This is a genomic window from Cesiribacter andamanensis AMV16 (assembly GCF_000348925.1).
Taxonomy (GTDB): Bacteria; Bacteroidota; Bacteroidia; order Cytophagales; family Cyclobacteriaceae; genus Cesiribacter; species Cesiribacter andamanensis.
This window is the reverse complement of the sequence record NZ_AODQ01000064.1, coordinates 1-25,059: the sequence shown is the minus strand read 5'-3', so window position 1 is coordinate 25,059 and position 25,059 is coordinate 1. Positions and strand designations below refer to the sequence as shown.

The window sequence follows — 25,059 nt, the reverse complement described above, 5'->3', positions numbered from 1 at the left end:
TTTGCCTGAGCATTCTCCCGCTCTTTGGCCGGCTGGTACAGAAGTGGTTCCAAAACTACCTGACAGTGCAATGCTGGAGCATTACGCTAATCATCCTGGACAACATTGTTGTGCTCTACCGCAAGCTCACACAGCACCAGCTGGGCCTCATGCACGGCCTGTCGGTCTCGGAGGCTGCGGAAAAGCTGGACATGCTCCTGATCACCCTGCTGATCGCTCTCCTCTACTTTATGGTCCCTTACCTAACCTCCCTCTTTGTAGGGCAGGCCCAAAGCGCCGTCTACCCGGCGCGGGTGTTGGCCACCAGTGCCGGAGCCGCCATCCTGGCGGCCAAAGGAGCGGCTGTCCTCAGTGGGGCCGGTACGCTGCCGGCAACGGCTGCTATAGGCAGCAGCACGGCAGGTTGGAGCAGAGAGAGCCTGCAGGGCGGAGGTGCATCTGATGGGGCGCAGCAGCCACCCGCCCACAGGGGCGGAGCCGGGCAGTCCATCCCGCTACGACACTAAGCATTCACCTATACCAATTGCATATGGCACATTCCTTAAAAGACTTCGACAGCAGCTTTGAGGTGTTGAAAAAGATCACCATCGGCACAATCCTGCTTTCATTTGTGCTCCTGCTGCTCCTGGGCGGATATATCCTGCTGCAGGAACGCCGACGGAGCGAACGGATATATGTGGTCACCGACCTGGGTACGCTCCCCGCCCTGCGGCAGGCGGAGCGGGAGATTTCCCTTTATGAGGCGCGCAACCAGGTAAAGCTTTTTCTGCATACCATGTTCGCCCACCATGCCGCCAACTACCAGCAGCAGCTGGAAGCCGGACTGCACCTGATCGATAAGGCGGGAGGACAACGCATCGTGCATGATTTCAGCAAGGGAGAGGTATACCAGAATTACGTCCGCCTGGGTACCCAGACAAGCATGCAGGTAGATTCCGTGCTGATCGATATGAAGGCCCGGCCCATCGCCGGACGGGCCTATGCCCGACAGACCATTCACCTGGGGGAAAAAAACGGGAATTCCCCATCGGAATCCGCTTTGAGCTGATTGAAACCTACCGCAGTGAGCAAAACCCCTATGGGCTGCTGATCCAGAACTTTGACTACATCCTCTATGAACCGAAGGGAGCGCCTGCACCCTAAGCCCGCTCCTTATTTTTTAACCCTAACCCCCACTTCCCATGAAAAGGACTTCCACCCTGTTGCTGGTACTGCTGCTGCCGCTTGCCGGACTGGCCCAGATGCACGCTCCCTCTTCCGCTCCGGGAGCCGCCGCTCCGGGAGCCGCCGCTCCGGGAGTCGCCACTCCGGGAGCCGCCGCTCCGGGAGCCGCTGCTCAGGATACCCTCTTTGTAACGGATACCGAAACCACCTATCTGCTCTTTCCAGGGGAGGTGCAGCTGGTGGACATTGGCAGGCCGGGCGACTACTTTGCCAGGATCGAAGGCCAGAGCGTTTTCCTGAAAGCCCGCAGCCAGCAGTCGGGTCCCACCAACCTGCTTGTTCGCTTCGGAGAGGCCTATTATACGGCACGCCTGGCGGTTGCTAACAGTCCCTCGGGCCGTCTCTATGACCTGCGCAGCAGCCCGGTCTACACAGCTGCCACCCGAGGGACCCGAGTCCGAAAGGAGGGCGCCGATCCTGCCTCATTTCAGGCATCCCTGCTGCGGCTGCAGCACCTGCCCCATACGCACGCTTCTCCCCGAAATACCCGCCATGGGATGCAGCTGCGGCTGGTGCAGCTGCAAATCGATGAAGAGGCGCTCTACCTGGGCCTTAGCCTGCAAAACAATTCATCCATAGCCTATACCCCGGACTATGTGGGCTTTACCTACCAGGAACGGCGGGGTAGGCGATTCTCCCGCAACAACCGCTATCAGAAGGAGGTGCGTCCCATCGCAGAGCTGGCCCCGGCAGTTCTTCCTGCCCGGGAAGTAAGCACGCTCTGGTATGCGCTACCCCTCTATGCCATGAGCGCCCGGGGCCGACTGCAACTGCAGTTCCGGGAAAGCGGGGGTGCCCGCAACCTGCGGATCTTGCTTCCGGCTCGCTGGATCAACCAGGCTCCCACCTTTCCCAAGGGCCATGAGCACTGAGCGCAAGGGGATTGGAAAGAGGCTGCGCAGGCACTGGCTGCCGCTAAGTGCGGGTCTGCTGGGCCTACTGCTGCTGGGAGCACTGGCACTTGGCAGCATCAAGCGATTCAAGGCAACCACCCCCATTGCCAGCATCGACCCCGATACGCCCCCCTCCGGCCAGCCCAGCCCCTCCCGCCTGGACCGATACCGAAAGGAGCTGGAAGAGATGAACCGCCAGCATGCCCGGCGGCAGCGCTCCTTGGAAACCATCATCTCCATGGACTTTGGAAGCATGGGCAGGGACGAATCTCCAGCTGAACCGGAAAGGGAGCCCGTAGCCCATGCTCCGGCAGAGCGGGAAGAACCCATGGACAGAACGCTGCCAGAGGCAGCACCCTCAATCGCCCGGCCCGACCTCACGGCCCGGCGCACACAGGTGATGAAGCCGCAGCCGCAGCCGTCGGCTGGGCACCCAAAAGCCCCGGCAGAGCCTTTCCAAACGCTGCGGGTGAATGAGCCGGAAGGGGAGGTCCCCCACCAGCAGCAGGCCTTCTACAGCGCTCTGGTGCATGGGGATCAAAAGCTCCTGCCCAACGCTACGCTTTGCTTGCGCCTGCAGGAGGAGATGGCTATCGGGAAGCACCGCTTTCCCCGCAATACGCTGCTGTACGGAAAGCTTAGCGCCGCTGGTGGTGGCGGACGCCTGAAGGTCCGAATCGGTAGCATTGGGACAGTGCCCCTGCGGCTGCAGGTGTATGACCAGGATTACCTTCCGGGCATAGCCTACCTGCAGGAAGAACCTCTTCCTTCCGCTCTGGCGGAAAGTCGCGATGATGCGCTCGATCAGATGCTCTATTCCGTGCCGTATGGCGGGGTGGCCAGTGGCCTTGCAGGCCTGGGCAGGAATCTCCTGCGGAAGAACCGGCGGGGGAAGACTATTTTCCTGGCAGATGGCTATCCGCTCTTTGTTGCTCCTGAAACCGAATAACCCCTAAACCTTACGAACATGAACCGTTTCCACCCCAAAAAATCCCTATGCATGCTAGCGGTGCTGCTGGCACTTTCAGTTGCCCGACCGCTGCAGGCCCAGTTTGTGGTCTACGATCCCGTTCAGTTTACAAACATGGTGAAAAGCCTGGCCAACGAAGTGCAGTTGATTTCCACCGCGGCTAAAACCCTGCAGGAAACCAAGGATATCCTAAATACGGCCATCCGCACCAAGCAGGAGATCGAGAATATTTACCGCCTGCAGTGGCAGGTACAGGAAGCCCTAAAAGTTGCCCAGAGCATTAAGGACCTGAAGTGGTCCGATCTGGATCCTCTGACACGGGCTGCGCTGGGCCTGGCGGAAGATCCGCTGGTCTACCTGCCGGAGCTATCCGGCACCGATCGCCTGCGCCTGATGCTGCAGCGGGAACCCACGCAACAGGCAACTCGCCAACTGCATGGGCTGCTGGTAGGGTTCAACTCCCGGAGCGCTCCTCTTCAGGACCTGGTTGCCTATGAGGCCATCAGCCGGCAAACTACCCTGAGCCAGTTTGCCCTGGCTGAAATGCGGGAACAAAAGCAGATCCAGGCCGCCCTGTCCTATGCGCAGCTGGCGGACGACATGATCTACCAGGCTCGCGAACTGATGGAGGCCGTCAAGCGGGACCAGCGCCTGAGCATGAATGAGGCCGAACGCCTGCATAGCCTTCGGCAGTGCCAGGAAGTGCTGATGAAAAGCATGGAGATCAAGCTGGAGGCCGGGGAACTGCTGCGCACCGTTACCGAACAGCCCTCCCGGGCCCGGGATGAACTGCTGCAGTCCTACCGCAACCAATTGGTTCGCAAAGCCCTGGCAGAGGAGCCCCAGATGAAGTACGGGCAGCCCTGATCTTCCTGCAGCCTGGCCTTATGCAGGTCCTGAACGGGAATAGGCTGCGCCGGATGGTGGTGCAATCTGTAGAATAAACCTTTATCCGCGCCCTTATGAAAACATCCCGCAAAGAGATCAAAATTGCGGCTTCCATACATGATATGCTGGTACGGGAGGCGGGCGTATGGGGGCTGACCCTTCGGGAATATACCGAGGCGGTCATCCAGTACTTTGCCAGCCGACGGCTCAATCCCAAAACTGTTCAAGAGGGCCTGGCCTGGGGGCTGCATGAGGCCCTGGATAAGGGGATTGAGCGGATCATGGGCATGTTGGGCCAACAAGATGAGGAAAAGCTGGGAGCGCTGCTTGTAAGCCTCCGGGAAATTCTGCACGAACAGATCAATGCCCGCATCCTGCTGGAGATCCTATTGAATAACCTGCATCAGCTTTCCCGCCTGGATCAGGAAGAATTACAGCAGCTGGTTCGGAAAAACAGCCAGTTTGCCCGCCAGCGCAAAGCCTCCATTCTCAAGGTATACAAAGAAGAAGTCTCAGACCAAACGCCATAAACCAATGCACTCTAAAATTATCCAGCCCAGCATGCACGGAAGGGCGGTCTTTGCAAACAAGGGAAGTTGTGCGCGCCTGCTGGCTTACCTGCAGCATGAGGTGAAGCAGCTGGGCCAGCAGGCAGGCTTTTTTTCTCAGCAGGGAGCGGACCATAGCGCCCGGCAGGTGCAGCTCGTAATAGATGCCAACGGGCAGGGCCTCCGAAGCCGGGAAAGCAAGTTTGTTTCCCTGGTACTTTCGCCAAGCGCCGGGGAGCTGGGCCATATCGGCAATTGCCCCCAAAAGCTGCAGGCATTTACCCGGCAGGCCATGCAGCAATATGCCGAGCAGTTCCGCCTGAAGGAGGGAAGAAGGCTTTCTGCGGGCGACCTGCTTTGGTTTGCTGTTATTCACCGGGAACGGACCTTTTCTGCCAGGGAGCAGCAGGTGCAGGAAGGGGTACACAGAGCAGGAGAGCAAAAGCCCGGCTTTCAGATGCATGTGCATGTAGTGGTCTCCAAACAGGACCGGCACCGGACCTTTACCCTGAGCCCCTTCGGGAATCGGGACCGATTTGACATGCTGGCCTGGCAAAAGGAGAACCAGCAGCTCTTCAACAGGATGTTCCATTACCAGGCGGTGGACGCTAGCCGGCAGGTGCGGGAACCGGGCCCGGCCCGGCGAGAACGCCTTCAGACTTATATCGCTGCCAGGCTGGTAGAGATTAATAGCTTTCTTTCAAAGCCCCAAAAGCTGGCCTTGGAGCAGGTACTGGCTGTTGCGGAGCGAAGGGCCTGGGGCCGTACGTTTTTTCAGAACCTTAGCACGCTGGAAGATCGCCTTCGCCGGGACCGGTATGTGCGGGACCCCCTGCATTTGCTGGAGCATAACCGGGACCGCAAACCCGAACAACCAAAGAGGGACCAATCCCTGGCCGGCTCCCTGAAACAGCTGACGGAGGCCAGCCGGAAAATGGGCTTTACAGATTCACTCAGCCTGGAAAATGAGATTTCCCGCAGGCGGAGGCGGGGCGTTCGCATAAACATCTGATGGCGTATGCAGCATCAGCAAATACCCTTTTTTGTTCTCATACTCCTGCTGGCCGCCCTGGCCGCCGAGTATGGCCTATACCTGCAGCTGGATCCGGTGCTTGCCCTGGAAAAGGGAGAGCGGCAGGAGCTGCTGCTGCTAAAACTTGCTGCCGTGCTGGGGCCCTGGTGCAGGGCAGGCTTTATGCTTTTTTTCCTGGGGTGGATAACGCTCCATCCGCTGGCTGTCACCGCTCCTTCCGGGCGCCTGCGTCACTGGCAAGGAAAATTCCTGTTGGGGCGGGCTTCCTGCTGAGCGCCTGGCTGCTTCTGCGGGTGCATGCCTATCCGCTGCCGTTCGTACGCCTTTTCTATCCGATTTCACTAGTAAGCTTTGTGGGCACCGCCCTGGTGATACCGCTGCTGTGGCATAGGCGCCCGGGTCACCCATTCGGCATACAAAACAACCGAAAGAAACATGAGACCCCCTTTGGCTTTTGCTTTCAAACGGAAGAGGGCTACATCAATGTCCCCAACCCCTTCCGGGGAATTTTTATCAGCGGAGCAGCGGGTGCGGGCAAAAGCGAGTCGCTGGCTTATTCCCTGCTGGAGCAGGCGATGGCAAAGGGCTATACCGGTCTGGTCTATGATTTTAAATTTCCGGTACTGTCCGAGCAGTTGCACCTGGCCCTGTGGAAAAGTGGCCGGCAGGATCTTCGCTGTTACCTGCTCAATTTCCACGACCTGTCCAGGAGCCATCGCCTCAATCCCCTAAAGGCAGCACGGATGCCCGTGCAGGCCTATGCGGAAGAATACAGCCTGGCCATTCTGAACAACCTGTTGCCCGAAACGATCCGGAAGAAAGACTTCTGGATCCGCTCGGCCAATGCCCTGCTGACAGCAGTGATCTGGTTTCTGAGAAAGCACCATCCCGAGCAGTGCAGCCTCCCCCATGCGGTGAATGTTATCCTGTACAAAGACTACCGGCGAACCCTGAGCATGCTGGACAGCGATGCGGAAACCGCCGGCATGGTCCGTAGTGTGATTAGCGCGGTAGAGAATGAGGCGGAAGGGCAAATCGCCGGTGTGATCGGCTCGCTGCAGCTCTCCATCGCCCGGATCAACAGCCCGGAAATTTGCTGGGTGCTGTCGGGTGATGATTTTGAGCTGGACCTCAACAACCCCCTGGACCCCAAGATCCTTGCCATCGGCACCCATCCGTCGCTGGTCGATACTTTCAGCCCGCTGATCTCCTGTATCATTACCGTGGCCCTGAAGCAGATGAACCGGCCAGGAGGTGCCCCGGCCCTTGTGCTGCTGGATGAAGCGCCTACCCTCTATATTCCCAAACTGGAACTGGTGCCGGCTACAGCCCGGAGTAACCGCATAGCCACGGTGTACATGGCACAGGACTACACCCAAATGGTGGACAGCTACGGGAAGGAAAAGGCCGATGTGATCATTGCCAACCTGAACAACCAGTTTTACGGACGGGTAGGGGTGGCCAGCTCTGCCCGGATGATCAGTGAGTTCTTCGGCCGGGAGGAAAAGGAAATGGAAAGCCGCACCACCAGCCAGAGCCAGTGGGGCCAGCGCCTGACCAGAAACCAGGCGGTTTCCTATAGCCTGCAGGAGCGACAATTAGTTAGGCCCCAGGACCTCAGCAGCCTCAAAGTAGGGGAGTTCATCGGCACAACGGTGGAAGATCATCAGCCGTATTTTTGGGCGAAGCTAAAAAGAAGGAAGGGGCCCGTACAGGCGCCGCCCATCCGGCCCTTCAGCGAAGGAGTTCAGGTGGAAAAGAATTTTAAAAAGGTACGGGCAGAAGCGGAAAGTATCGTGGCCGCTTACAGCACTACCCTGCCTCAACACATGAAAGGGGGTAGGCAGCGCACGCGCTAAGGGAGAAGCTGCCTGTTTATTGGCTACCCGAATATAGCCGAAGACTGGTTGACCTGAATGATGTGCCCACTAGGGTGCTGCTAGGGACCTGTTCTCTTGCTTCTGGATAGGGCTGAGCGTATGCGCCGAGAAAAAGGGATAGGGACAGGAGGCCTAAGCTGCAGGCTAGGCCGAAAGGGGAGGCGTCGGTACAGAAAAGGCAATGTCAGGACATGTCTTCTTCTGGATCGCTTAGTTCCCCTGCATAAAAGTCTGCGTAAGCTTGTGCCAGGCAATCATGAAAACCCCAGCCAATGCCTGCAGTAGCACCGACTACCTCACCGGCTCGCTTGGCAAATCTGCCCAGTAGGTCTTCCTTTTGCATAAGTTTCAGGGCAGCAAGGAATACCGATTCCAGGCTTGCGTAGAAGCTCTGGTTGATATCCCCGAAGTCATTGGTGAAATCGACTCCCGTTTCAACGTAGAAGAGCATCAGTTCGGCCTTCAGCGCAGGCGATGGACCCAGCTTGGCAAATTCCCGCAAGGCTTGTTTCCCCTCTTTCAGGCTGTAGCGATCCCCTCTTTTCGGGTAGAAAGCATGAAACACTTTTTCCTGATAGCGTAGGTAGAGCGCCTGTTCATTGGGATGAAAATAAAAATCAAGATAGTCGCGTGCGGATGTGTTCTTCTTATAGAGCGTAGCGATAAGGGCGATCAACGCCTCCTTATCAAGGACGCGCAGTTCTTTTTTTATACTTGAAATTCCCATAAGGCTGATGTAGTTGTTGTGTACTCTTTATGAACGTATGAGGTGTATCATCTTACTGGTTAACGCCTCAGTGTGCGTAATGGCTGGCTCCTTCTATCAAATGATGGAAATGCATGTGCTCTCCGAGTCTCTTCTGTTGGCAAGTGTGGAGTAGTGAATGGCCAGTCTTCTGGTAAACCGGCATCCCTTGTATGCGCAACCTTGGCTCTACTTTTTAGGGCTGAGAAAGCAAAAGCATAAGCTGATATTTCTATTTTCGTAATTCCCACAGATGTGGGAGTGCGTCTGCTATAAGCAACTGCAACTTGTGTGAAAGATGCCTGCATCAGAACGACCCTTGACCTATGCGCTTTTTACATCCGCTTTCCTTACTTGCTCAGTACTTTAAAGACCCTGCTAATAGCCTGCAAGGCTACTCAGTGGTACCTGTGCTGCGCACCGGAGGACTGGTAGTAGTAAACTGCCTGCTGTATGTTCAGGTTTGCGCACATTCGCCAGCCCCCGCCGTACAGGACCAGCCGGAAGCCAAACAGCAGGATAAACCTGTAACAGGCTATAGCCTTGCCGAGAAGGAAGATACCCGCTTGTTAGCCGCCCTGCAGGTCTATGAGAAAGCCATCGAGGAAGCCGATTTGAAGGCCCGCATTACAAGCGCCTATTCAGTAGGGGAACGGTACAGCGAACTAAACAGGCGGGATGAGGCAGAGAACAAGTTGCAGGAGGGCCTTGAATTAGCCCTGCAATTCCGCTTATACCCTCTTCAGGCTGAAGGATTTCTGCAACGTGCCCGGCACCACCAGCGCAGCAATGAGGTTCGCCCCGCTATTACCTGCCTGAACAAAGTTCTTCAACTCGCTGGCACCCACCCGCTGCAGCAGCTGGAGGCAGAAGCGCATCATTTGCTGGGTACCAATTACCACAGCCTGGGGCTGTACGAAACCGCCCTGACCCATCAACTGCAGGCACTTGCGCTTTATGAAGGGCTACAGGATCCGCCGGGTATTGCTAAAGCCTATAGCAGCATCGGGCGGGTTTACCAGTACACCAAATCCCTTAGCGAAGCCCGCACCTATTTTCTAAGGGCCCTGGCCATTAACACCGCTACCGCTAATGAAAAGGGGCGCATGGCCTGTATGCTCAATATTGGGGTGGTTTTTCAGAAAGAAGGGGCCTATGACTCGGCCCTGAGCTATTTTCGCCAGGCCCTGCCCCTGGCCCGGGCCCTGGAAATGCACAGCGACGAAGCCAAGCTCATTGGCAACATAGGCAGCACCCACATGCAACAGGGCAAGCTGGACGAAGCGCTGCAGTACCTGCTACAGGCCCTGGCGCTCAAAGAAAAAATACAAAGCCACCGCAGCCTGCTGCATACCCTCAATGACCTGGCCGAACTGAGCCTGCTGCGGCAGGAGCCCCAGGCCGCAATGGCCTACGCCGAGCGGGTGGTGCGCCTGGCCCGGCTGTATGAAGAGGGAAACCAGCTGCGCTACGGCTACCTGAACCTCTCCAAAAGCCATAAGCAGCTGCGCCAGTTTGAGCAGGCCCATGCCTATCTGGAAAAGTACGATGCCGTAAAAGACAGCCTGTTTGGCCTGGAGCAGGCCCGGCAGATCAGCCAGTTGAACATCCAGTACGAAACCGAAAAAGGACCAGGCGCTGGCCAGCCTGCAGCAGGAACAGGCCCTGCAGGATACCCGCACCCGGGCCTACCTGCTGATAGGGGCTATTCTGCTGCTGGCCAGCGGGCTGCTCTATTACAGCCAGCGCCTCAAAACCAGAAAGCACCAGCAGCTGCTGGAAAAGGAAAAGGAGGTAGACCGGCTCAAATCCAGTTTCTTTGCCAACATCTCACACGAGTTCCGTACCCCTCTTACCCTGATCCTGGGGCCAATCGATAGCCTGCTGGCCCGCAGCAGCGACCCCTACCAGCGCCAGCAGCTTGGCTTTATGAAAGAAAGCGCCGCTCGCCTGCTACGCCTCATCAACCAGATTCTGGATCTCTCCAAGCTGGATGCCGGCCAGCTGCGCCTGTCGCTGCGCCTTACCGAGCTGCAAACGCTGCTGAAGGGGGTTACGGCTTCTTTCAGCTCCCTGGCCGATTCCCGCGCTATCGCCCTGCGCTTCACAGCCCAGGAGCGCCTGCCGGCACTCTACTGCGATCCGGCCCATGTGGAGACGATTCTCATCAACCTGCTTTCCAACGCCTTTAAGTTTTCGCAGGAAGGAGGCTCGGTAGAGGTACGTGTGGCTGTGCTGCCCCCGGCGCTGCCCGCCTTCCCCGAAGGGGCGCTGGACATCAGCGTATCCGATGAGGGGGAGGGGATTACGCAGGAGCAACTGGCCCATATTTTTGACCGCTTTTACCAGGCCGGCCATGCCCGGGAAAGCCTGTGGGGCGGCACCGGCATAGGCCTGGCACTTACCAAAGAACTGGTTGAATTGCATGGGGGCAGCATTACGCTGGAGAGCCGGGTAGGGGAAGGCAGCACGGCCCGGGTGCGTCTGCCCCTTGGTAGCCGTCACCTGAGTCCTGCCCAGCTACAGGCGGCTACAGACCGCCAGGGCGATTGGTCCCTGCCCCTGACAGCCGCAGCAGGTCTTACTGAAACCTTAGCGGAAGCCTCCGCAACAGATCTCAACGCCACGGCTGTTTCTGCTGTAGCACCCGCTGCGGTGCGTCCCCTGCTGCTGCTCATCGAAGACAATGCCGATGTGCGGGCCTACATCCGCAGCATACTGGCGGCCGACTACCGCCTGCTGGAAGCACCCGATGGAGAAACGGGTGTTCGGCTCGCCCAACAGGAAATTACCGACCTGATCATCAGCGATGTAATGATGCCGGGCATAGACGGCTATGAAGTATGCCGCCGGCTAAAGCAGGACGAGCGCAGCTCGCACATTCCGCTTATTTTGCTTACCGCCAAGGCCTCGGTGCACAGCCGCCTGCAGGGCCTGGAACAGCAGGCCGATCTCTACCTGAGCAAACCCTTTGTGCCACAGGAGCTGCGCCTGTGCCTGCACAACCTGTTGCAGGCGCGCCTGCGCCTGCAGGAGCGCTACCAGAAGCAGGTAGTGCTTAAACCCAGTGAGCTGGCCGTATCGTCGGTTGACGAGGCCTTTCTGAAACGTCTCATGGGGGTGTTGGAAATCCACCATGCCCGGGAAAGCTTTAGCGTAGAGCAGCTTAGCCTGGAAATGGGCATGAGCCGCTCACAGCTGCACCGTAAGCTGGAGGCGCTTACCAACGAATCGGCCAGCCATTTTATACGCAGCTTCCGCCTGCAGCGGGCCATGGACCTGCTGCAAAAAAAGCATGCAAGCATTTCGGAAATCGCCTATATGGTAGGCTTCTCCAGCCCCTCGTACTTTACCCGCTGCTTTCTCAAGCATTTCGGCACTACCCCCTCGGCCGTGCTGGAGGCCTAGCGTACTCCCAACCTCATGCTTCTTGTCCTCTGACACTTGTTCTGCAACAAGCCAGTCCGTAATGCTTTCTCTTTCCACCTTATAGCCCTACCGGTAGCGCTTAATGGAGTAGGTGCATAGCAATTGATTTCAAATTATCAAATCGGATATTTAAAAATATTTCTACTAATTGTGCCAAAATTTGGGGACATGCAACATACGTACAAGCTTCTGCAACATCTGTACTAGGCCTTGTGTGCATTTAAAACCCACTTTTGGGGCTGAACGATAAACGCCTCAACCAAACCCAACCTACATTCCAGAACCCTTACTCTTTTCTACCCTATACCATGAAAACCAAGTCTCTCTTTTTGATCTGTTCCTTCCTACTGTTCAGTTTGCACCTGCTGGCCCAGAGCACTCCGGGCATTGCCGTGCAGGGCATTGCTCGTAATGCCGAAAAAGCAGCTCTGGTAGATGAGCTGCTTACCTTTACCTTTGAAATACAGGATGCCGCCACGGCCACCCTTCAGTATAAAGAAGAAGTGCAGATGAGAACCGACCCCTATGGGGTGTTCTCGCACATTGTAGGCACCGGCACCAAGCTTAGCGGCGGGGTTAACTTCAACGAGGTGCCCTTTCATCAGCAGCACATGAAGCTGGTGATCTCGGTAAACTACCGTGGCAATACCATAGTACTCTCCAATGCCCCCTTCCAGTATGCACCCTACGCCAAAAGTGCCGATAACGGGGTGCCCACCGGCACCATCATGGCCTTTGTAGGCGCAGCCAGCAGCGTGCCGGCCGGCTGGGTGCTGTGCGATGGACGGGATATTTCTTCGCTGGCCGGCAGCCAGGCACTGCGCAGCCTGCTGGGGGCCAATGCAGTGCCCAACCTGCAGGGCATGTTTTTGCGCGGTACAGGCACCAGTCCGGTAAACAACCAGGCGGGTCCGTCGCTCAGGGGAACCCAGGCCGATGGGTTGAAAAGCCATGACCACGCCAAAGGCAGCCTTGCGGTCGATCATGGAGGCAGTCATAGCCACGGCATGACATTCAATACCGAAAAATCTGCCAGCGATGGCGACGGCGGCAGCGACCACCGTCTGAACCGGCAGTCCGGCGATGGCACCCACAGCATGAGTACTCATACCGATGGTGCTCATAGCCACACCATCTCCGGTACTACCGCTGCCACCGGTATTGCCGAAACCCGCCCGGTAAGCTACGGCATCAACTACATCATCAAACTTTAAGCACCCCCATTGTTTGCATGATGAAACAGTTACTGCTTTTGCTGTGCATGAGCCTGGGCGCAAGCGGGCTGCTGGCACAGAAACGATCGGACCCCCAGCCCTATACCGGCAGCACTGCGCTGCAGGAAAAATCGCTGGAATCGGCCTCCGAAACCGGAGGTAGCCATGTGTACCTGCAGGTGGGCAATCCCATTCCCTACAGTTCTACCTCTGCCACCGATGGCGCCAATTTCAGCATTCGCTTTCCCTGGGATGTGGCCTACATTCCCCTTACCTTCGAAGAGCCCTCTTTTGAAGTGTCCAAAGGCTACTTCAGCGACAAGGTGCAGCTCAACTGGACCATCCTCAGCAACCGGGCCCGCATTGAGCAGATCCGGATTTACCGCCGGGAGTACCGGGAGAGTTATGCCGACGATGTGAGCGGCTATGCCCTGATCGCTACCCTTTCCAACGACTCCTACACCTACGATGACCCCAACACCCAGGGCGGCCGCCTCTACGAATACAAGGTAGAAGCAGCGGGCGTTTCCTCTATTCCCCGTAAATATGTCACCTATATTTCGGGTGTGGGCTACCGCAACCCCACCGGGGTGGTTACGGGCAACATCAGCTTTGAGGGCAGCAGCCCGGTAAAAGATGTGGTGGTGCGGGCTGATCCGCAGGGGGGCGAGCTGCTTTTTGGCAACAGCCTGCGCCTGGAGGGCAACGGCCTGCTGGAAATTGCCCTGCCCAAAACCGAGCTGCGCGATAAAATAACGTTGCAGGCCTGGCTTAAATTTAGCCAGAACAGTACCGATACCTTATTTCGCCTTCAAAACAACCAGCTCACCACCCAGGAAGTGGTCGTGGCCTACACCAAAGCGGCCAACAGCTTTAGCCTTACGGTATCGCATACCGGCGGGGCGGCCAAAACCTTTCAGCTGGCCAACTTTTACCCCAACGGCAATGTAGACGGGCGGGGCAACGACCTGTTTCACCCCTTTACCAGCGCCGCCAGCCCCCAAACCGATTTTGCCAATACCTTTGTGCATCTGAGCGTGGTGCTGGAGCAGGGCAAAGACCCCCTGCTTTACCTCAACGGGCGCAACATGAGCCCTGAGTATGTTGCCAGCCTGCCCGACTATCTTGCGGGCACGCCCAGCATCAGCACCAGCGGTGCGTACCCCTTTACTGCCTTTGAAACCCGCCGCCTGCTGGTGGCCCAGGGCCTGCGGGGCAACATCGACGAAATTCGCCTCTGGAAAAGTGTGCTGAGCGAAACCCAGATCCGGACCGATTTTAAGCGCTACCTGGGCGGCTCCGAAAGCCAGCTGGTTGCTTACCTGCGCTGCGACGAGGGCGCCGGCGGCTGGGCCTACGATATCTCCAAGGTGGGCATCGAGTTTAATAAGAACCACGCCCGCATACACCGCGCCAGCTGGACCTCCGATAAGCCTACGGCCTCGCAGCTGGGCATTCTGGGCGTAACCGATGCGCTGGGCAACTATATTATTTCGGCCATTCCCTTTTCAGGTGCGGGAGAATCCTACACCCTTACCCCTATGTTTGGCGTGCATCAGTTCGAGCCCGCCCAGCAGTTGGTGTTTGTCGGCAAGGGCTCGGAGGTGATCAACAAGATCGATTTCAAGGATATCTCCTCCTTTGAGTTCAGCGGCGTGGTGGCCTACACCACCCATGGTGTATTTGCCCCCATTCAGGTAGCCGATGGCCTTACCCCCGGCAGTGTGGCCGCCGATGGCTACAACCAGTACCGGGCCATCCTGAACGGACGGGAGCAGCTGCTTTCCCAGGCCGGTTACTACTACGATACCAGTGATCCGGCCAATCCGGTGCTCTATGAAACTCCCAAAGTGTTTGTGCCCGGCGCCCATGTGTATGTAGATGGCAACATCGTGCTGGATAAGAACAAGCGCCCCGTTGAGACCGATGCCAACGGCTACTTCAAGATCCGGGTGCCCATCGGCAACCACTACATCGAAGTGCGCAAAGACAAGCATCACTTCATGCACGCAGGGCGCTTTCCGGCTGCCCGCGAAGATGCCAACGACCTCTTTGAGTTCTTTGAACACCAGCAGGCGCCCGTTACCTTTCTGGATACTACCCGCGTAACGCTGGTAGGCCGGGTGGTAGGGGGTACCCGCGAGGCCGCCAGGGTGATTGGCTTTGGCAATGCCGGCCCTGTTATGGACAGCTACCTGTTGGAAAACGGGGTGCCCAAAACAGATCCTATCAGCTCCATCAATAACATTGGCCAGGCTAGCCTTACGCTGGAGTACCTGCCCGCCGGTGCCATGCCCGGCGGCGAGCTGCGCCACAGCTTCAGCACCCATCCGCAAACGGGCGAGTACCGCGTGCGCCTGCTGCCGCTTTCCTACACCATTCCGGAAGGCAATGGACTGCGGATTGGCAGCAATCCCGGCCTGCAGTTGCTGAGCGCCAATGAGATCATCAACCTTAGCCAGGTGCCCGATCCACAACACAGCGAGTATGTAAAGCAGGATGGCAGCCGGCTGGCTTCGGCCCCCTACCATTTTGTGAAAAGCGTTACCTACCGCTCGGTGCCCGTGCTGGAAGTGGTATCGCAGGCCTCCGATCTGGAGGTGATGGCCAAGCAACTGGATGCCAGCGGCAACCTGCAGCAGGTGTTAGTAAGCACAGAAGGCTTTGCTTATCCCATCTACACCCAGGGGGGACATTATGCCATCCTGTTCCGCACCTTTGAGGAATACCTGAACCTGGATGCCGGCGCCGATGCGGCGGTGGCAGACCGGGTGCCCATCAGCGATGGGGAGTTCAACATCACCAACAACCTGGCCCTGGCCAATTCTGAGCGTATTGAGGTAGATGCAGACGATGCCAGCTACAGCACCTACCATTTCAGGGCAGGTTTGCCTTCCATCTCCTCGCCCTTTACCCGCAGCCTGGACATCCGCTACCGGGTGGGTGGCAAAGATTATGACGCCCGCAACTACCAGCGCGAAGGCATTATCCTGGGTGGGCAGTCCGATGGCAGCCAGACCTTTGTCACACAGGCACCGGATATTCCGGACATTATCCTGCGCGACCCTCCGGGCTCCAATAGCTCGGCCTCCATCCAAAAGGGAAAGAGCGTTTCCTTTACCGAAGAGGGCAGCTTTGCCATCGGGCAGGAAGCCAACTACAAGATTGAGATGAAGCTGGGTACCAAGATTGCCCTTGGTGGCGGCCTGGCCGGTCCCATCATCGAGTCAGAAGCGGTAAACAGCATTACCGGCGGCATTAGCATGAAGGTGGAGTCGGTGCATGGCAAGAGCATCACCAAGACCTATACCTTTAACGAAACCATCTCTACCAGCGACGACCCCCGCTATGTGGGCAGCATGGGCGATTTGTACATCGGTAATACCAAGAACTACTACTACGGCACCTATGACAACATTCAGTCCAACATGGGGAAGATTCCAAATTCTCCATCCCTGCAGCTGACCAATGCCGAGGGGGTATCGCTGTATGTAAGCAAGCAAAAGGCCTTTTACTTTGCCGAAGAGCCTTCCGAAACCTTCTTCATCTACTCGCAGCGCCACATCCTGGAAACCCTTATTCCGGAGCTGCAGGGCATTATCAGAGGCATTGAAACCGGCGCCATTAGTGAAGGAACGCCCGGCGTGCTCACCAAGGCCCAGTACCAGGAACAGATCCGCCTCTGGAAAAAGGTGATCCAGGACAATGAAAAAACCAAGTATGCCGTGCTGCACCAGCGGGAGCAGCTGAAGGCCGAGATCAAGGCCAATCTGGAAAAGCAGATCAAGGATCTGAACGACCATATCATTGCCATCACCACCTTTGGGGCCGGGGCGGCCGTTGCGCCACCCCTGGTGCAGATCGGGGCTCAATCGCTCACTGAGGCCATTGTGTTATTGGAAGCCAAAAAGGCCAATCTGAAGAAAAAGCAGGAGCTGCTGGAAACGGAATTTGCCCGTAACATCTCCTTTGATGCCGGCCTGGGAGAATTCACCAGAAGCACTGAAATAGCCGTGGCCCAGCAGAAAACCACCAACCTGATGCTGGACCTGGCCGCCGAACTGGAAACCACGCTGGGCTTTCATGTGAATAAGACCGGCCTGCTGCTGCATACCACCAACAACATTACCAGCAACCTGAATGCGGCCCTCTCCGAAGAAGATACCGAAAGCACGCTGGTAAGCTATACACTGAAAGATGGCGACAAGGGTAATTTCCTGAGTGTGGATGTGCTCAGTACCTTTGATGGCAACGGGCCTGTGTTCAGCACCGTAGGCGGCCGCACCTCCTGTCCCTACGAAGGCATCGACCGTACCCGCTTTTACAACCATGCAGCCTATACCGCTGATACGCCTATCGGCAGAACGACTACTATCTACGGTGGCGGCGATCAGATCAGCTATGCCACCCAGCGGGTAGAGATTCCCGCCATTAGTGTAGAAGTGGCCTCGGTAACCGATGTGCCCGAAACCCGGGCGGCCGAGTTTAAGCTGATCCTGGAGAACAACAGCACCGCCGGCGCGGATGCCTTCTTCGAGATCTATGTGGACAACACCACCAACCCGCACAATGCCAAGATTAACCTGCTGCCCAACGGCCAGGTGGTGTTTGTGCCCTATGGCCAGAAAGTAGAGTACGCCCTTACGCTGGAAAAATCCCTGTCCGATGTGTATGAGTACAAGGATATTACCATTGTGCTGGGCTCGCTCTGCGATCCGCTCAACGAGTATGCCACCGTTCAGGTATCGGCCATATTCCGGCCCTCCTGCACGGCCGTGCAGATAGACCGCCCGCGCGAAAACTGGGTATTCAATACCGGGGCGGCCTACAACCTGGATGGCACCACCAACCCCATGCCGGTAGCCCTTTTTGGCTACAACCGGGCCTTTAGCGGCTTCCAGAAATTTACGCTGGAATATCGCCGGGCTACTTCCTCCTCCTGGACCCGCCTGCAAACCTATTACAACAGTCAGGAACTGCTGGAGGCTGCCCAGGCGCAGGGCGAAGACCAGGGATCGCTCATCTCGGCCAATACCACCCATTTTGCCTGGGACATTGCCGGCATGGGCCTGGCCGATGGCCCCTATGAACTGCGCGTGATCTCCTACTGCAGCAACGGCACCGAGTTTATCTCGGATGTGATTCGGGGAACGGTAGATCTGAATGCCCCGCAGCAGTTTGGTACCCCTTCACCGGCCAATGGTATTCTGGCGGCGGGCGACGACTTGCGGGTACGCTTCAGCGAGCCGGTTACTTTCAATTCAGCTCTGAGTAAGATCGAGATCAAAGGGGAGACCAACCAGCAGCAGATCGATCATAACGTATCGGTTTATTTTGCCGGTACGGCCAATACCCTGCTTATTGAGCAGCCCAATGTAGTGGCCGGCGATTTTGCCCTGGAGTTCTGGCTGAAGTCCCAGACGGCGAACGGCGTGCTGATGGAGCAGGCCGGGGGTCTGAAGGTAGCGATTGAAAACGGGCAACTGGCCTGGACCCATGGTGGGAAGACCATAATCAAACCAATGGCGCAGGATGGCGCCTTCCACCACTATACCCTCACCTACCACCAGGCCACCGACCAGCTGCGCATGTACCAGGACGATAGGGTGCTGGGGGCACTGGAAGGGGCCGGGGTGCAGCTGAGCACCAGCAACCATCCACTGATCATTGGCGGCAACAGCTTTGTGGGCAACCTGCACGACCTGCGCTTCTGGGCAAAATCCCTGAGCCTGTCGGAAGCCTACGCCGCCCAGTTTAAGCGCCTAACCGGCAGCGAGCGCGACCTCATTGGCTACTGGCCCATGCAGGAAGGCCAGGGCGAGCTTGCCCGGGACCTGGCCCGCTTTAAACATGCCCAGATGCGTGCCGCCTGGGATATCAAGCCCAAAGGCACCGCCTACCACTTTAGCGGCGGGCAATACCAGGAGCTGGACAATGTGAACTTTGTGCAGCTCACCGACCAGATGGATGTAACGCTCTCGTTTTGGCTTAAAACCGCCGATGCGGGCAAGGCCACCCTCTTCTCTAACGGCCGCGGCAATGGCGATGACCTGCTGCAAACCAACGGGAAAGCCAACAAATGGGCCGTAAGCCTGGAAGGGGGTATTCTGTACCTGCACAGCGAGGGCAATGCCTACCGCCTGTCTACCACCAACCTGGCCGATAACCGCTGGCACCATGTGGGTGTGGTGCTGCGCCGCATTGGCAACCTGCGCACCTACATCGATGCGCGCCAGGAATCGGTGCACCCCGTGCGGGACATTGGCGGCCTATCGGGCAATAAATTCTGGATTGGCGCCCGCGGCCACATCAACAGCGCGCTGCAGCAAACCTTAGACGAGCCCTTTACCGGACAGATCGATGAGCTGCGCCTCTGGAACCTGGCCCGCGCTGCCGAACAGCTGGAGCGCGACCGCTTCCGCGAGATAGACTTCAACAGTCTGGGCCTGATGCTTTATGCCCGCATGAACCAGCCCGAGCCGCCTACCGGTGCCGGACCCCGCTATTACCACAAAGCGGCTAACGAAACCATGCTCTCCAGTTCGGCTACCCTAAGCGGCGGGGCCGTGCGCTATACGGAAGATGCACCGCCCATACAGCAGCTACGGCCTTACCTGAGCTTTCAGGTGGCCCATGTGATCAATGGCGATGAGCTGATCCTGACCCCCATGGTCAGCGACTGGTCGGTGCTGGAAGGGCAGATCCTGGACATTACCGTAGACCGCATGTTTGATGTGCATGGCAACCGCCAGAGCTCGCCCATTACCTGGACGGCCTTTGTGCGCCGCAATGAGGTAAGCTGGCACCTGGCCGATGGCAGCCAGCGCCTCAGCATTCAGAAAGAGGCTGGCCAGCCCTACAGCTTTACCGTAACCCTGCTGAACAAGGGAGGCAAGCGGCAACCCTATGCCGTTGAGAACCTGCCCACCTGGTTGAGCGGGGCCAATACCAGCGGTACGCTGGAGCCCAACAGCAGCCGTACGCTTACCTTCAGCATCGATCCGGAGCTGAACGTGGGCCAGTACACCCGGGACCTCTACCTGAAAACCGATTTCAACTACGATGAAAAGCTGATGCTGGACCTGCGGGTGCTGGCCCCTGCGCCCGCCTGGGCCGTAGACCCCAGCGCCTGGGAGCACAGCATGAACATCATCGGCAAGCTGAAGCTTAACGGTGCCTTTTCGCAGGATCCGCAAAGCCGGGTTGCCGCCTATGTGGGCAGCGAACTGCGTGGGGTAGCCGCCCTGCAGTACGATGCCCAGCACGACGAGTACTTTGCCTTCCTGACGGTCTACAGCAACCAGGCCTCCGGGGAGGAAGTAAGCTTCAAGATCTGGGATGCTACCAAGGGCAAGGTATTTTTGGGCCTGATGAACGGTGCTCCCTCCACACACTTTATCAAAAATGAAGTGATCGGGAGCCGCTCGGCGCCGGCCATTTTCGAGAATACCGACCAGATGGAGCAGCTGCTGAGCTTCCGTCAGGGCTGGACCTGGTTATCGGTCTATGCACAGGATGCCCGCCTTGGGAACCTGAATCAGCTGACCGAAACGCTGCAGCTGAGTACCAATGACCTGTTGAAGAGCCAGCACCACTTTGATTTGTACGATGCAGCCACTGGCTGGAACGGTTCGCTTTCCGGAATGGGCGGCCTGGATGCCCGTCAGATGTACAAGCTGAAGCTGGCCCAGGCCAATACGCTTCGCCTGCAGGGCAGGGGAGTAGACCTGGGCGAGTGGAAAGCAACACTTAGCAACGGCTGGAACTGGCTGGGCTACCCCATTAGCCACAACGTTAGCCTAAACGATGCCCTGGCCCTGCTTCAGGCCCGGGAGGGGGATGTGATCAAGAACCAGACCGCCTTTGCCATCTACGACCCCCGCACCGGCTGGAGCGGCACCCTGCGCTACCTGGAGGCAGGGGGTGGGTACATGCTCAGGACCAGCAGGGCGCAGGAGTTCCGCTACCCGTTGCATTTCAACAATGTGCGTATCCACAGCGAACAGCCACAGCCCCTGCCTCAGGAGCTGCAGTGGCAGGCCTGGGAGCATAGCATGAACCTGGTGGCTGAAGTGTTTGCGGGCCAGGAGGTAGAAGCAGTTTGGGCGCTGGATGCCGCCGGCAACATACGCGGCTGGGGCAACATTGAGCTGGTAGAGGGCCGCAGGCTCAGCTTCATCACCCTCTACGGGCAGGGGGCTGCAGCAGACCGGCTTTACCTGCAGCTGGGCACCGGGCAAGATCGTTTGGTTACGGGCCTGAGCCTGCCCTTTGAAGCCAACCAGGTGCTGGGCAGCCTACAACAGCCGGTGCCCCTGCGGGCGCTGGAGCAGCAAAGCGGCGTGTTCCCCAACCCCTTCCGGCAGGCTTTTGGCCTTACGCTTCGGGCACATCAGGCGCAGGAAGTAAGCCTGCAGCTCACCAACACGCTGGGGCATGAGGTGCACCGTGAGGTACGCCGCCTGCAACAGGGTACCAACCTGCTGGAGCTGGCGCCTGCACTGCCTACCGGCGTGTATGTGCTGCGGGTGGTGGTAGACGGTACCCCCATGAGTTGGAAAATCATCAAAACCAATTAAGCAGGCCCCGGGCCTGTTCATTACACCGATGTTTATGACTTTAGTACGTCATCTTAGCATACTGCTGCTTCTGCTGGGCCTTGTGCACCTTGCGTGTGCACAAGCGCCCAACTGGGCAGTAACGGCCAGCAATTACCAGTATTCCATGACGGTAACGGCCTTTCTGAATGTAAACGGGACCACCCTTGATTCTGAACAGGATCGGGTAGGGGCCTTTGTGGGCAACGAAGTGCGGGGGGTAGCCCACTTGCAATGGGTGGAGAGCAGCGGCCGCTACCTGGCCTTTCTTACCATTTATGCCAACCAGGTGGGCGAAACCATCCAGTTCAAGATCTACAATAGCAGCAGCGGCGCAGTGGTGGAGGTAGACAAAACCCTGCCCTTTGGCCTGGATGAACAACGGGGCAATGTGTTTCAGGCCTACAGCATTGCCAGCCCCGCCCTGCGCACCGGCGCTGAAATCAAGGAGTTTAGCTTTGCCAATGCCTATACGGCGGCCAGTACCATTAGCGCCAGCCAGGTGCACCTGGCCGTGGACTACAACCAGGACCTGAATGCCCTGGTGCCCGAGTTTACCTTAAGCGAAGGGGCGGGCCTGTACCTGGGCCGGGAGCAGCTGAGCTCTGGCAGCCAGCCGCTGGATTTTACCGAAACCCTGCAGCTTGAGGTGCTTTCGGAAGATGAAGCCACGCTGCGCAGCTATGAGGTAGTGGTGATCCACCAGGCCCAGAGCGATGCCGATTTTACCGCCTCCAATGTGGTAACGGCCAATGGCGACGGGCACAACGATACCTGGCGGGTGCTGCATGCCGATCGCTACCGGGATTTTACCTTTCTGATCTTCGACGCCAACGGGCGCATCCTCTACGAATCGGTAGGCTACCAGAACGATTGGGGAGGCTATTACCAGGGCAGACGCCTGGATAAGGGCAAATACTATTATAAAGTGGAAAGCAGCGATAAAAGCCGGGTCATGACCGGGCACATCCTGCTGGTGTATTGATCTGCCTCAAAACTATAGACGTATATGATGAACCATTTCATACAATCCTGCAGCTGCTACCGCTTGCTTGCCGGTGCCTACCTGCTGCTGTTGAGCGCCGGAGGGCTGCAGGCCCAGATCCGGGCTTTTGACAACAGCCGGGCCCTGATGCCCTGGATGTATAACCCGGCCGCTGAGCTGCCCACCGAACACAGTGCCTACATGGGCTACGATGCCCGGGGCAACAGCAGCGTTACCCCCCATTCTATCCTGGCCGGCCTGCGCATGCCAGTGCTGGGCGAAACCAGAGGCAGGGGGCAGCGCGGCCCCAGCGGGGTGGTGGGCCTACAGGCCCTTAATACCTCGCAATCCTTTGCCAATGCCCTAACCGTTAGCCTTAGCTATGCCCACCAGCTCGCCCTCACCGACAAACTGAAAATGGGAGTAGGGGTAGGCATGGGGATTTTTAACTTCAGCTTTGATCAGTCACAGTTGGTATATATGGATCAGCAAGATCCTTTCTTTAATAACGGTAACCGCCTGTTTAACCTGCATGTGCAGACGGGCATTGCTCTGGTGGCCGACGACCGCCTGTTTCTGCAGCTGGCGGCCCCCGACCTGCTGCGCAACAACCGGGCCAACATGGGCGAGCTGGTGGTACGAACAGGGTTTGTCCTGCCCCTTAACCCCCAGCTGAAACTCATCCCGGCCCTGAACCTGGATACCTACAATGCCAGCCTTATTTATGGGGGCGACCTGCGGCTGGAGTGGCGCAACATGTTTAGCCTGCTGGCCGGGGCCGATCGCTACAAACTGCATGGCGGCATGCAGCTACGGTACAAAAGCATGGGCTTTGGCTATGTATATGGCCAGAACCTGAGCGGTTTGTACAACCACATTGAGTCTCACCAGATCACCCTGCAGTTGGCAGCCGGGAAGAATGGTAGGAGGGGGGGGTGATATCGCCTGCCCCTATCAGGGGCTAAAAGGGAAAAGAATTAATGATGCGGCTACTTCCCAGGCAGGCTCCCCCGCCAATAAGACAGTTAGGAGATAAGGGAATTTCCTCTACTTCTGAATAGTCCTAAAAAGGGGAAGCTTACACTACCAAAATCCACCTGCACTTGCTAGTATTCAAGACAACGTCCGTTGAATAAAGCAGGGGCTGGTCACCGCTGCGTCTATATAGACGATAAGTTAGAGGTTTTGTAGTTCAATGGCAAAGAGCTCTTACAGCCCTTGCTTTATTCTGTTGTTACCTGGCGTTTAATTTTAATATTCTATCTGCAGACCCTTACTTTTCTCCTTATAAAATTCTTCTGCATCATCTCTGGGAATCAATTCCATTTCTTCTGTACAACCTTTGTAAAACGAAACGTCTTGAAATAATAACTCTGCTAAAAGATTGATTTGCCGATTTATACTATCATTATTGGTCTGCAGCTTTCCAAAATCTCCCCAAGACGCTGACCTTGTTAAAATTATACCTATTTCAGGTGTCCAGAAATGTGTTATACATCCGTCTGTCGTTAAAGCATTGCTGGCATACTTAAAGATTGGGTAGACTTTATCATTAATTTTATACTCTTGATGACCCACATAATCAAAGTCTTGCGGTTTCGCTTCCTTACGACTACTTATATATTTTGGGTGAAAGTCTTTGTCCGCTTTTAATATGTAGGTTACAGTATCTGATAATTCTAAGCCATCTGGGTAAATGTAATTGAGTGTATGAATGCTATCAACTTCTGAAATTTTAAATACAATTGAATCTTCAGCTAAATTAAGTTCACCGTATAAAGGCATGCGATAGTAGACGTAGAAATATTTCAACGCATTTTCCTTGTCCGATCCATTACTAGGACTACAACATTGAAGTATCAAAAGCAAGGTTGCTAAAGGAAGTAGCCGCATATTTTAATGACAGGTAACGTCCATTGAATAAGGCAGGCGCCCCTGGCACCGGCCATCGATGAATGTACGTAAAGCTAACGCTCTGCACAAGGGATTGCTAAATGAAGTGAGGGCGCTTGCCTTATTCTGTTGTTCTAAGCAGCTTTTTTATATTTTTTCTTCTTCCAGATCAGGTATGACGAACTTGATTTCACCAGTGTTGATGTCAATACGATGATTGAAGAAGATGCACCAATCAGTATCAGGTTGGCAGATAGTACCGAATATCACCATTTCATTCCCATTTATATATTCGTCGAGCCAGTATCCAAAAAAGCGAGCAATGTTTTCAAATTCAGGATCTGTCCCAGCAATTATATCTTGTTTCGTAAAGGCAGTGTCAATTAGTGTCTTTCCTGTCTTTTTAATATTCAGTCTATAAGCTACATCGGAATAATTGTGCCTATAGAGTGTGTCCCCTTGAGTCCATTCCTGCGTCAGATAAGTATCTAACTGCGTAGGCATTATTGAAAGATAAACATCTCCCTGAAGGATTGTATCTAACTTCATCCGGTTTAAATCTTCCTCAAAGCTGGTTATAATGATTTTATTAGACGATCCTATACCACCCTCAACATTACTATCCACTGATTTGAAAGCTGTAGAATCTTGAGCAAACACCGTCGATTCCACCCGACGCTCTGTTCTGTCTGAACACGAAAGACTAATGAATAATAGTAAGGCAATCGTTAAGTGATGTAGACCCATTTTAGTTGCTTAG

Annotated in this window: 18 protein-coding genes; 15 read left to right on the top strand and 3 right to left on the bottom strand. The window is 56.4% G+C overall.

Translation table 11 applies throughout. The features are described 5' to 3' along the window. From ADICEAN_RS12470 to ADICEAN_RS12430, 9 genes are all read left to right on the top strand, one after another. The coding region (locus ADICEAN_RS12470; protein ID WP_040397026.1) for a hypothetical protein at positions 1 to 506 on the top strand (506 nt) is incomplete at its 5' end. Positions 507 to 529: 23 nt separating this feature from the next. Further along, complete coding sequence (locus ADICEAN_RS12465; protein ID WP_009195966.1) at positions 530 to 1,048, top strand: conjugative transposon TraK protein; 519 nt, start codon at positions 530 to 532, stop codon at positions 1,046 to 1,048. Positions 1,049 to 1,181: 133 nt separating this feature from the next. Continuing rightward, positions 1,182 to 2,096 carry a DUF4138 domain-containing protein gene (locus tag ADICEAN_RS12460; RefSeq protein WP_009195965.1) on the top strand — a complete coding sequence of 305 codons (915 nt, stop codon included), beginning with the start codon at positions 1,182 to 1,184 and terminating at the stop codon, positions 2,094 to 2,096. Further along, positions 2,086 to 3,066 (top strand): conjugative transposon protein TraM, encoded by a 981-nt coding sequence (gene traM / locus ADICEAN_RS12455; RefSeq protein WP_009195964.1) that lies wholly within the window; start codon positions 2,086 to 2,088, stop codon positions 3,064 to 3,066. Before ADICEAN_RS12460 ends, traM begins: the two co-directional genes overlap by 11 nt. An 18-nt stretch (positions 3,067 to 3,084) precedes the next feature. Further along, positions 3,085 to 3,954 carry a hypothetical protein gene (locus ADICEAN_RS12450; RefSeq protein ID WP_009195963.1) on the top strand — a complete coding sequence of 290 codons (870 nt, stop codon included), beginning with the start codon at positions 3,085 to 3,087 and terminating at the stop codon, positions 3,952 to 3,954. Between the two features lie 95 nt (positions 3,955 to 4,049). Then, the gene (locus tag ADICEAN_RS12445; RefSeq protein WP_009195962.1) at positions 4,050 to 4,505 is read left to right on the top strand and encodes a hypothetical protein; all 456 of its coding nucleotides are present in this window, start codon (positions 4,050 to 4,052) and stop codon (positions 4,503 to 4,505) included. A 4-nt stretch (positions 4,506 to 4,509) separates the two neighbouring features. Then, a complete protein-coding gene (locus tag ADICEAN_RS12440; protein WP_009195961.1) occupies positions 4,510 to 5,535 on the top strand; it encodes a DUF5712 family protein in 1,026 nt (341 codons plus the stop codon). A 6-nt stretch (positions 5,536 to 5,541) separates the two neighbouring features. Continuing rightward, positions 5,542 to 5,829: a hypothetical protein gene (locus ADICEAN_RS22655; RefSeq protein ID WP_009195960.1), complete on the top strand. Its 288-nt coding sequence runs from the start codon at positions 5,542 to 5,544 to the stop codon at positions 5,827 to 5,829. 80 nt (positions 5,830 to 5,909) lie between these two features. After that, positions 5,910 to 7,415, top strand: a complete 1,506-nt coding sequence (locus ADICEAN_RS12430; protein ID WP_161622702.1) for a type IV secretory system conjugative DNA transfer family protein — start codon at positions 5,910 to 5,912, stop codon at positions 7,413 to 7,415. Between the two features lie 205 nt (positions 7,416 to 7,620). On the opposite strand, the gene ADICEAN_RS12425 is transcribed toward ADICEAN_RS12430, so the two are convergent. Continuing rightward, complete coding sequence (locus tag ADICEAN_RS12425; protein ID WP_009195958.1) at positions 7,621 to 8,163, bottom strand: DUF6155 family protein; 543 nt, start codon at positions 8,161 to 8,163, stop codon at positions 7,621 to 7,623. A gap of 344 nt (positions 8,164 to 8,507) precedes the next feature. Here ADICEAN_RS12425 and ADICEAN_RS12420 point away from each other — a divergent pair, with 344 nt between their 5' ends. From ADICEAN_RS12420 to ADICEAN_RS12395, 6 genes are all read left to right on the top strand, one after another. Then, positions 8,508 to 10,061, top strand: coding sequence for a tetratricopeptide repeat protein (locus ADICEAN_RS12420; protein ID WP_009195957.1), 1,554 nt, complete (start codon positions 8,508 to 8,510; stop codon positions 10,059 to 10,061). Beyond that, complete coding sequence (locus ADICEAN_RS12415; RefSeq protein WP_316928525.1) at positions 9,955 to 11,589, top strand: ATP-binding protein; 1,635 nt, start codon at positions 9,955 to 9,957, stop codon at positions 11,587 to 11,589. The genes ADICEAN_RS12420 and ADICEAN_RS12415 overlap by 107 nt, the downstream gene beginning before the upstream one ends. A gap of 329 nt (positions 11,590 to 11,918) precedes the next feature. Next, on the top strand, positions 11,919 to 12,824 hold the full coding sequence (locus tag ADICEAN_RS12410; protein WP_009195955.1) for a tail fiber protein: 906 nt from the start codon (positions 11,919 to 11,921) through the stop codon (positions 12,822 to 12,824). Positions 12,825 to 12,844: 20 nt separating this feature from the next. Then, positions 12,845 to 21,403 carry a LamG-like jellyroll fold domain-containing protein gene (locus ADICEAN_RS12405; protein WP_040397028.1) on the top strand — a complete coding sequence of 2,853 codons (8,559 nt, stop codon included), beginning with the start codon at positions 12,845 to 12,847 and terminating at the stop codon, positions 21,401 to 21,403. Between the two features lie 34 nt (positions 21,404 to 21,437). Continuing rightward, positions 21,438 to 22,406 (top strand): T9SS type B sorting domain-containing protein, encoded by a 969-nt coding sequence (locus ADICEAN_RS12400; RefSeq protein WP_161622701.1) that lies wholly within the window; start codon positions 21,438 to 21,440, stop codon positions 22,404 to 22,406. Between the two features lie 24 nt (positions 22,407 to 22,430). Further along, the gene (locus ADICEAN_RS12395) at positions 22,431 to 23,345 is read left to right on the top strand and encodes a type IX secretion system membrane protein PorP/SprF (RefSeq protein WP_009195952.1); all 915 of its coding nucleotides are present in this window, start codon (positions 22,431 to 22,433) and stop codon (positions 23,343 to 23,345) included. Positions 23,346 to 23,657: 312 nt separating this feature from the next. On the opposite strand, the gene ADICEAN_RS12390 is transcribed toward ADICEAN_RS12395, so the two are convergent. Together ADICEAN_RS12390 and ADICEAN_RS12385 are read right to left on the bottom strand one after the other, a co-directional pair. Further along, positions 23,658 to 24,191 (bottom strand): hypothetical protein, encoded by a 534-nt coding sequence (locus ADICEAN_RS12390; protein WP_152426417.1) that lies wholly within the window; start codon positions 24,189 to 24,191, stop codon positions 23,658 to 23,660. Positions 24,192 to 24,446: 255 nt separating this feature from the next. Then, positions 24,447 to 24,971 carry a hypothetical protein gene (locus tag ADICEAN_RS12385; protein ID WP_152426416.1) on the bottom strand — a complete coding sequence of 175 codons (525 nt, stop codon included), beginning with the start codon at positions 24,969 to 24,971 and terminating at the stop codon, positions 24,447 to 24,449. Positions 24,972 to 25,059 lie beyond the last annotated feature (88 nt).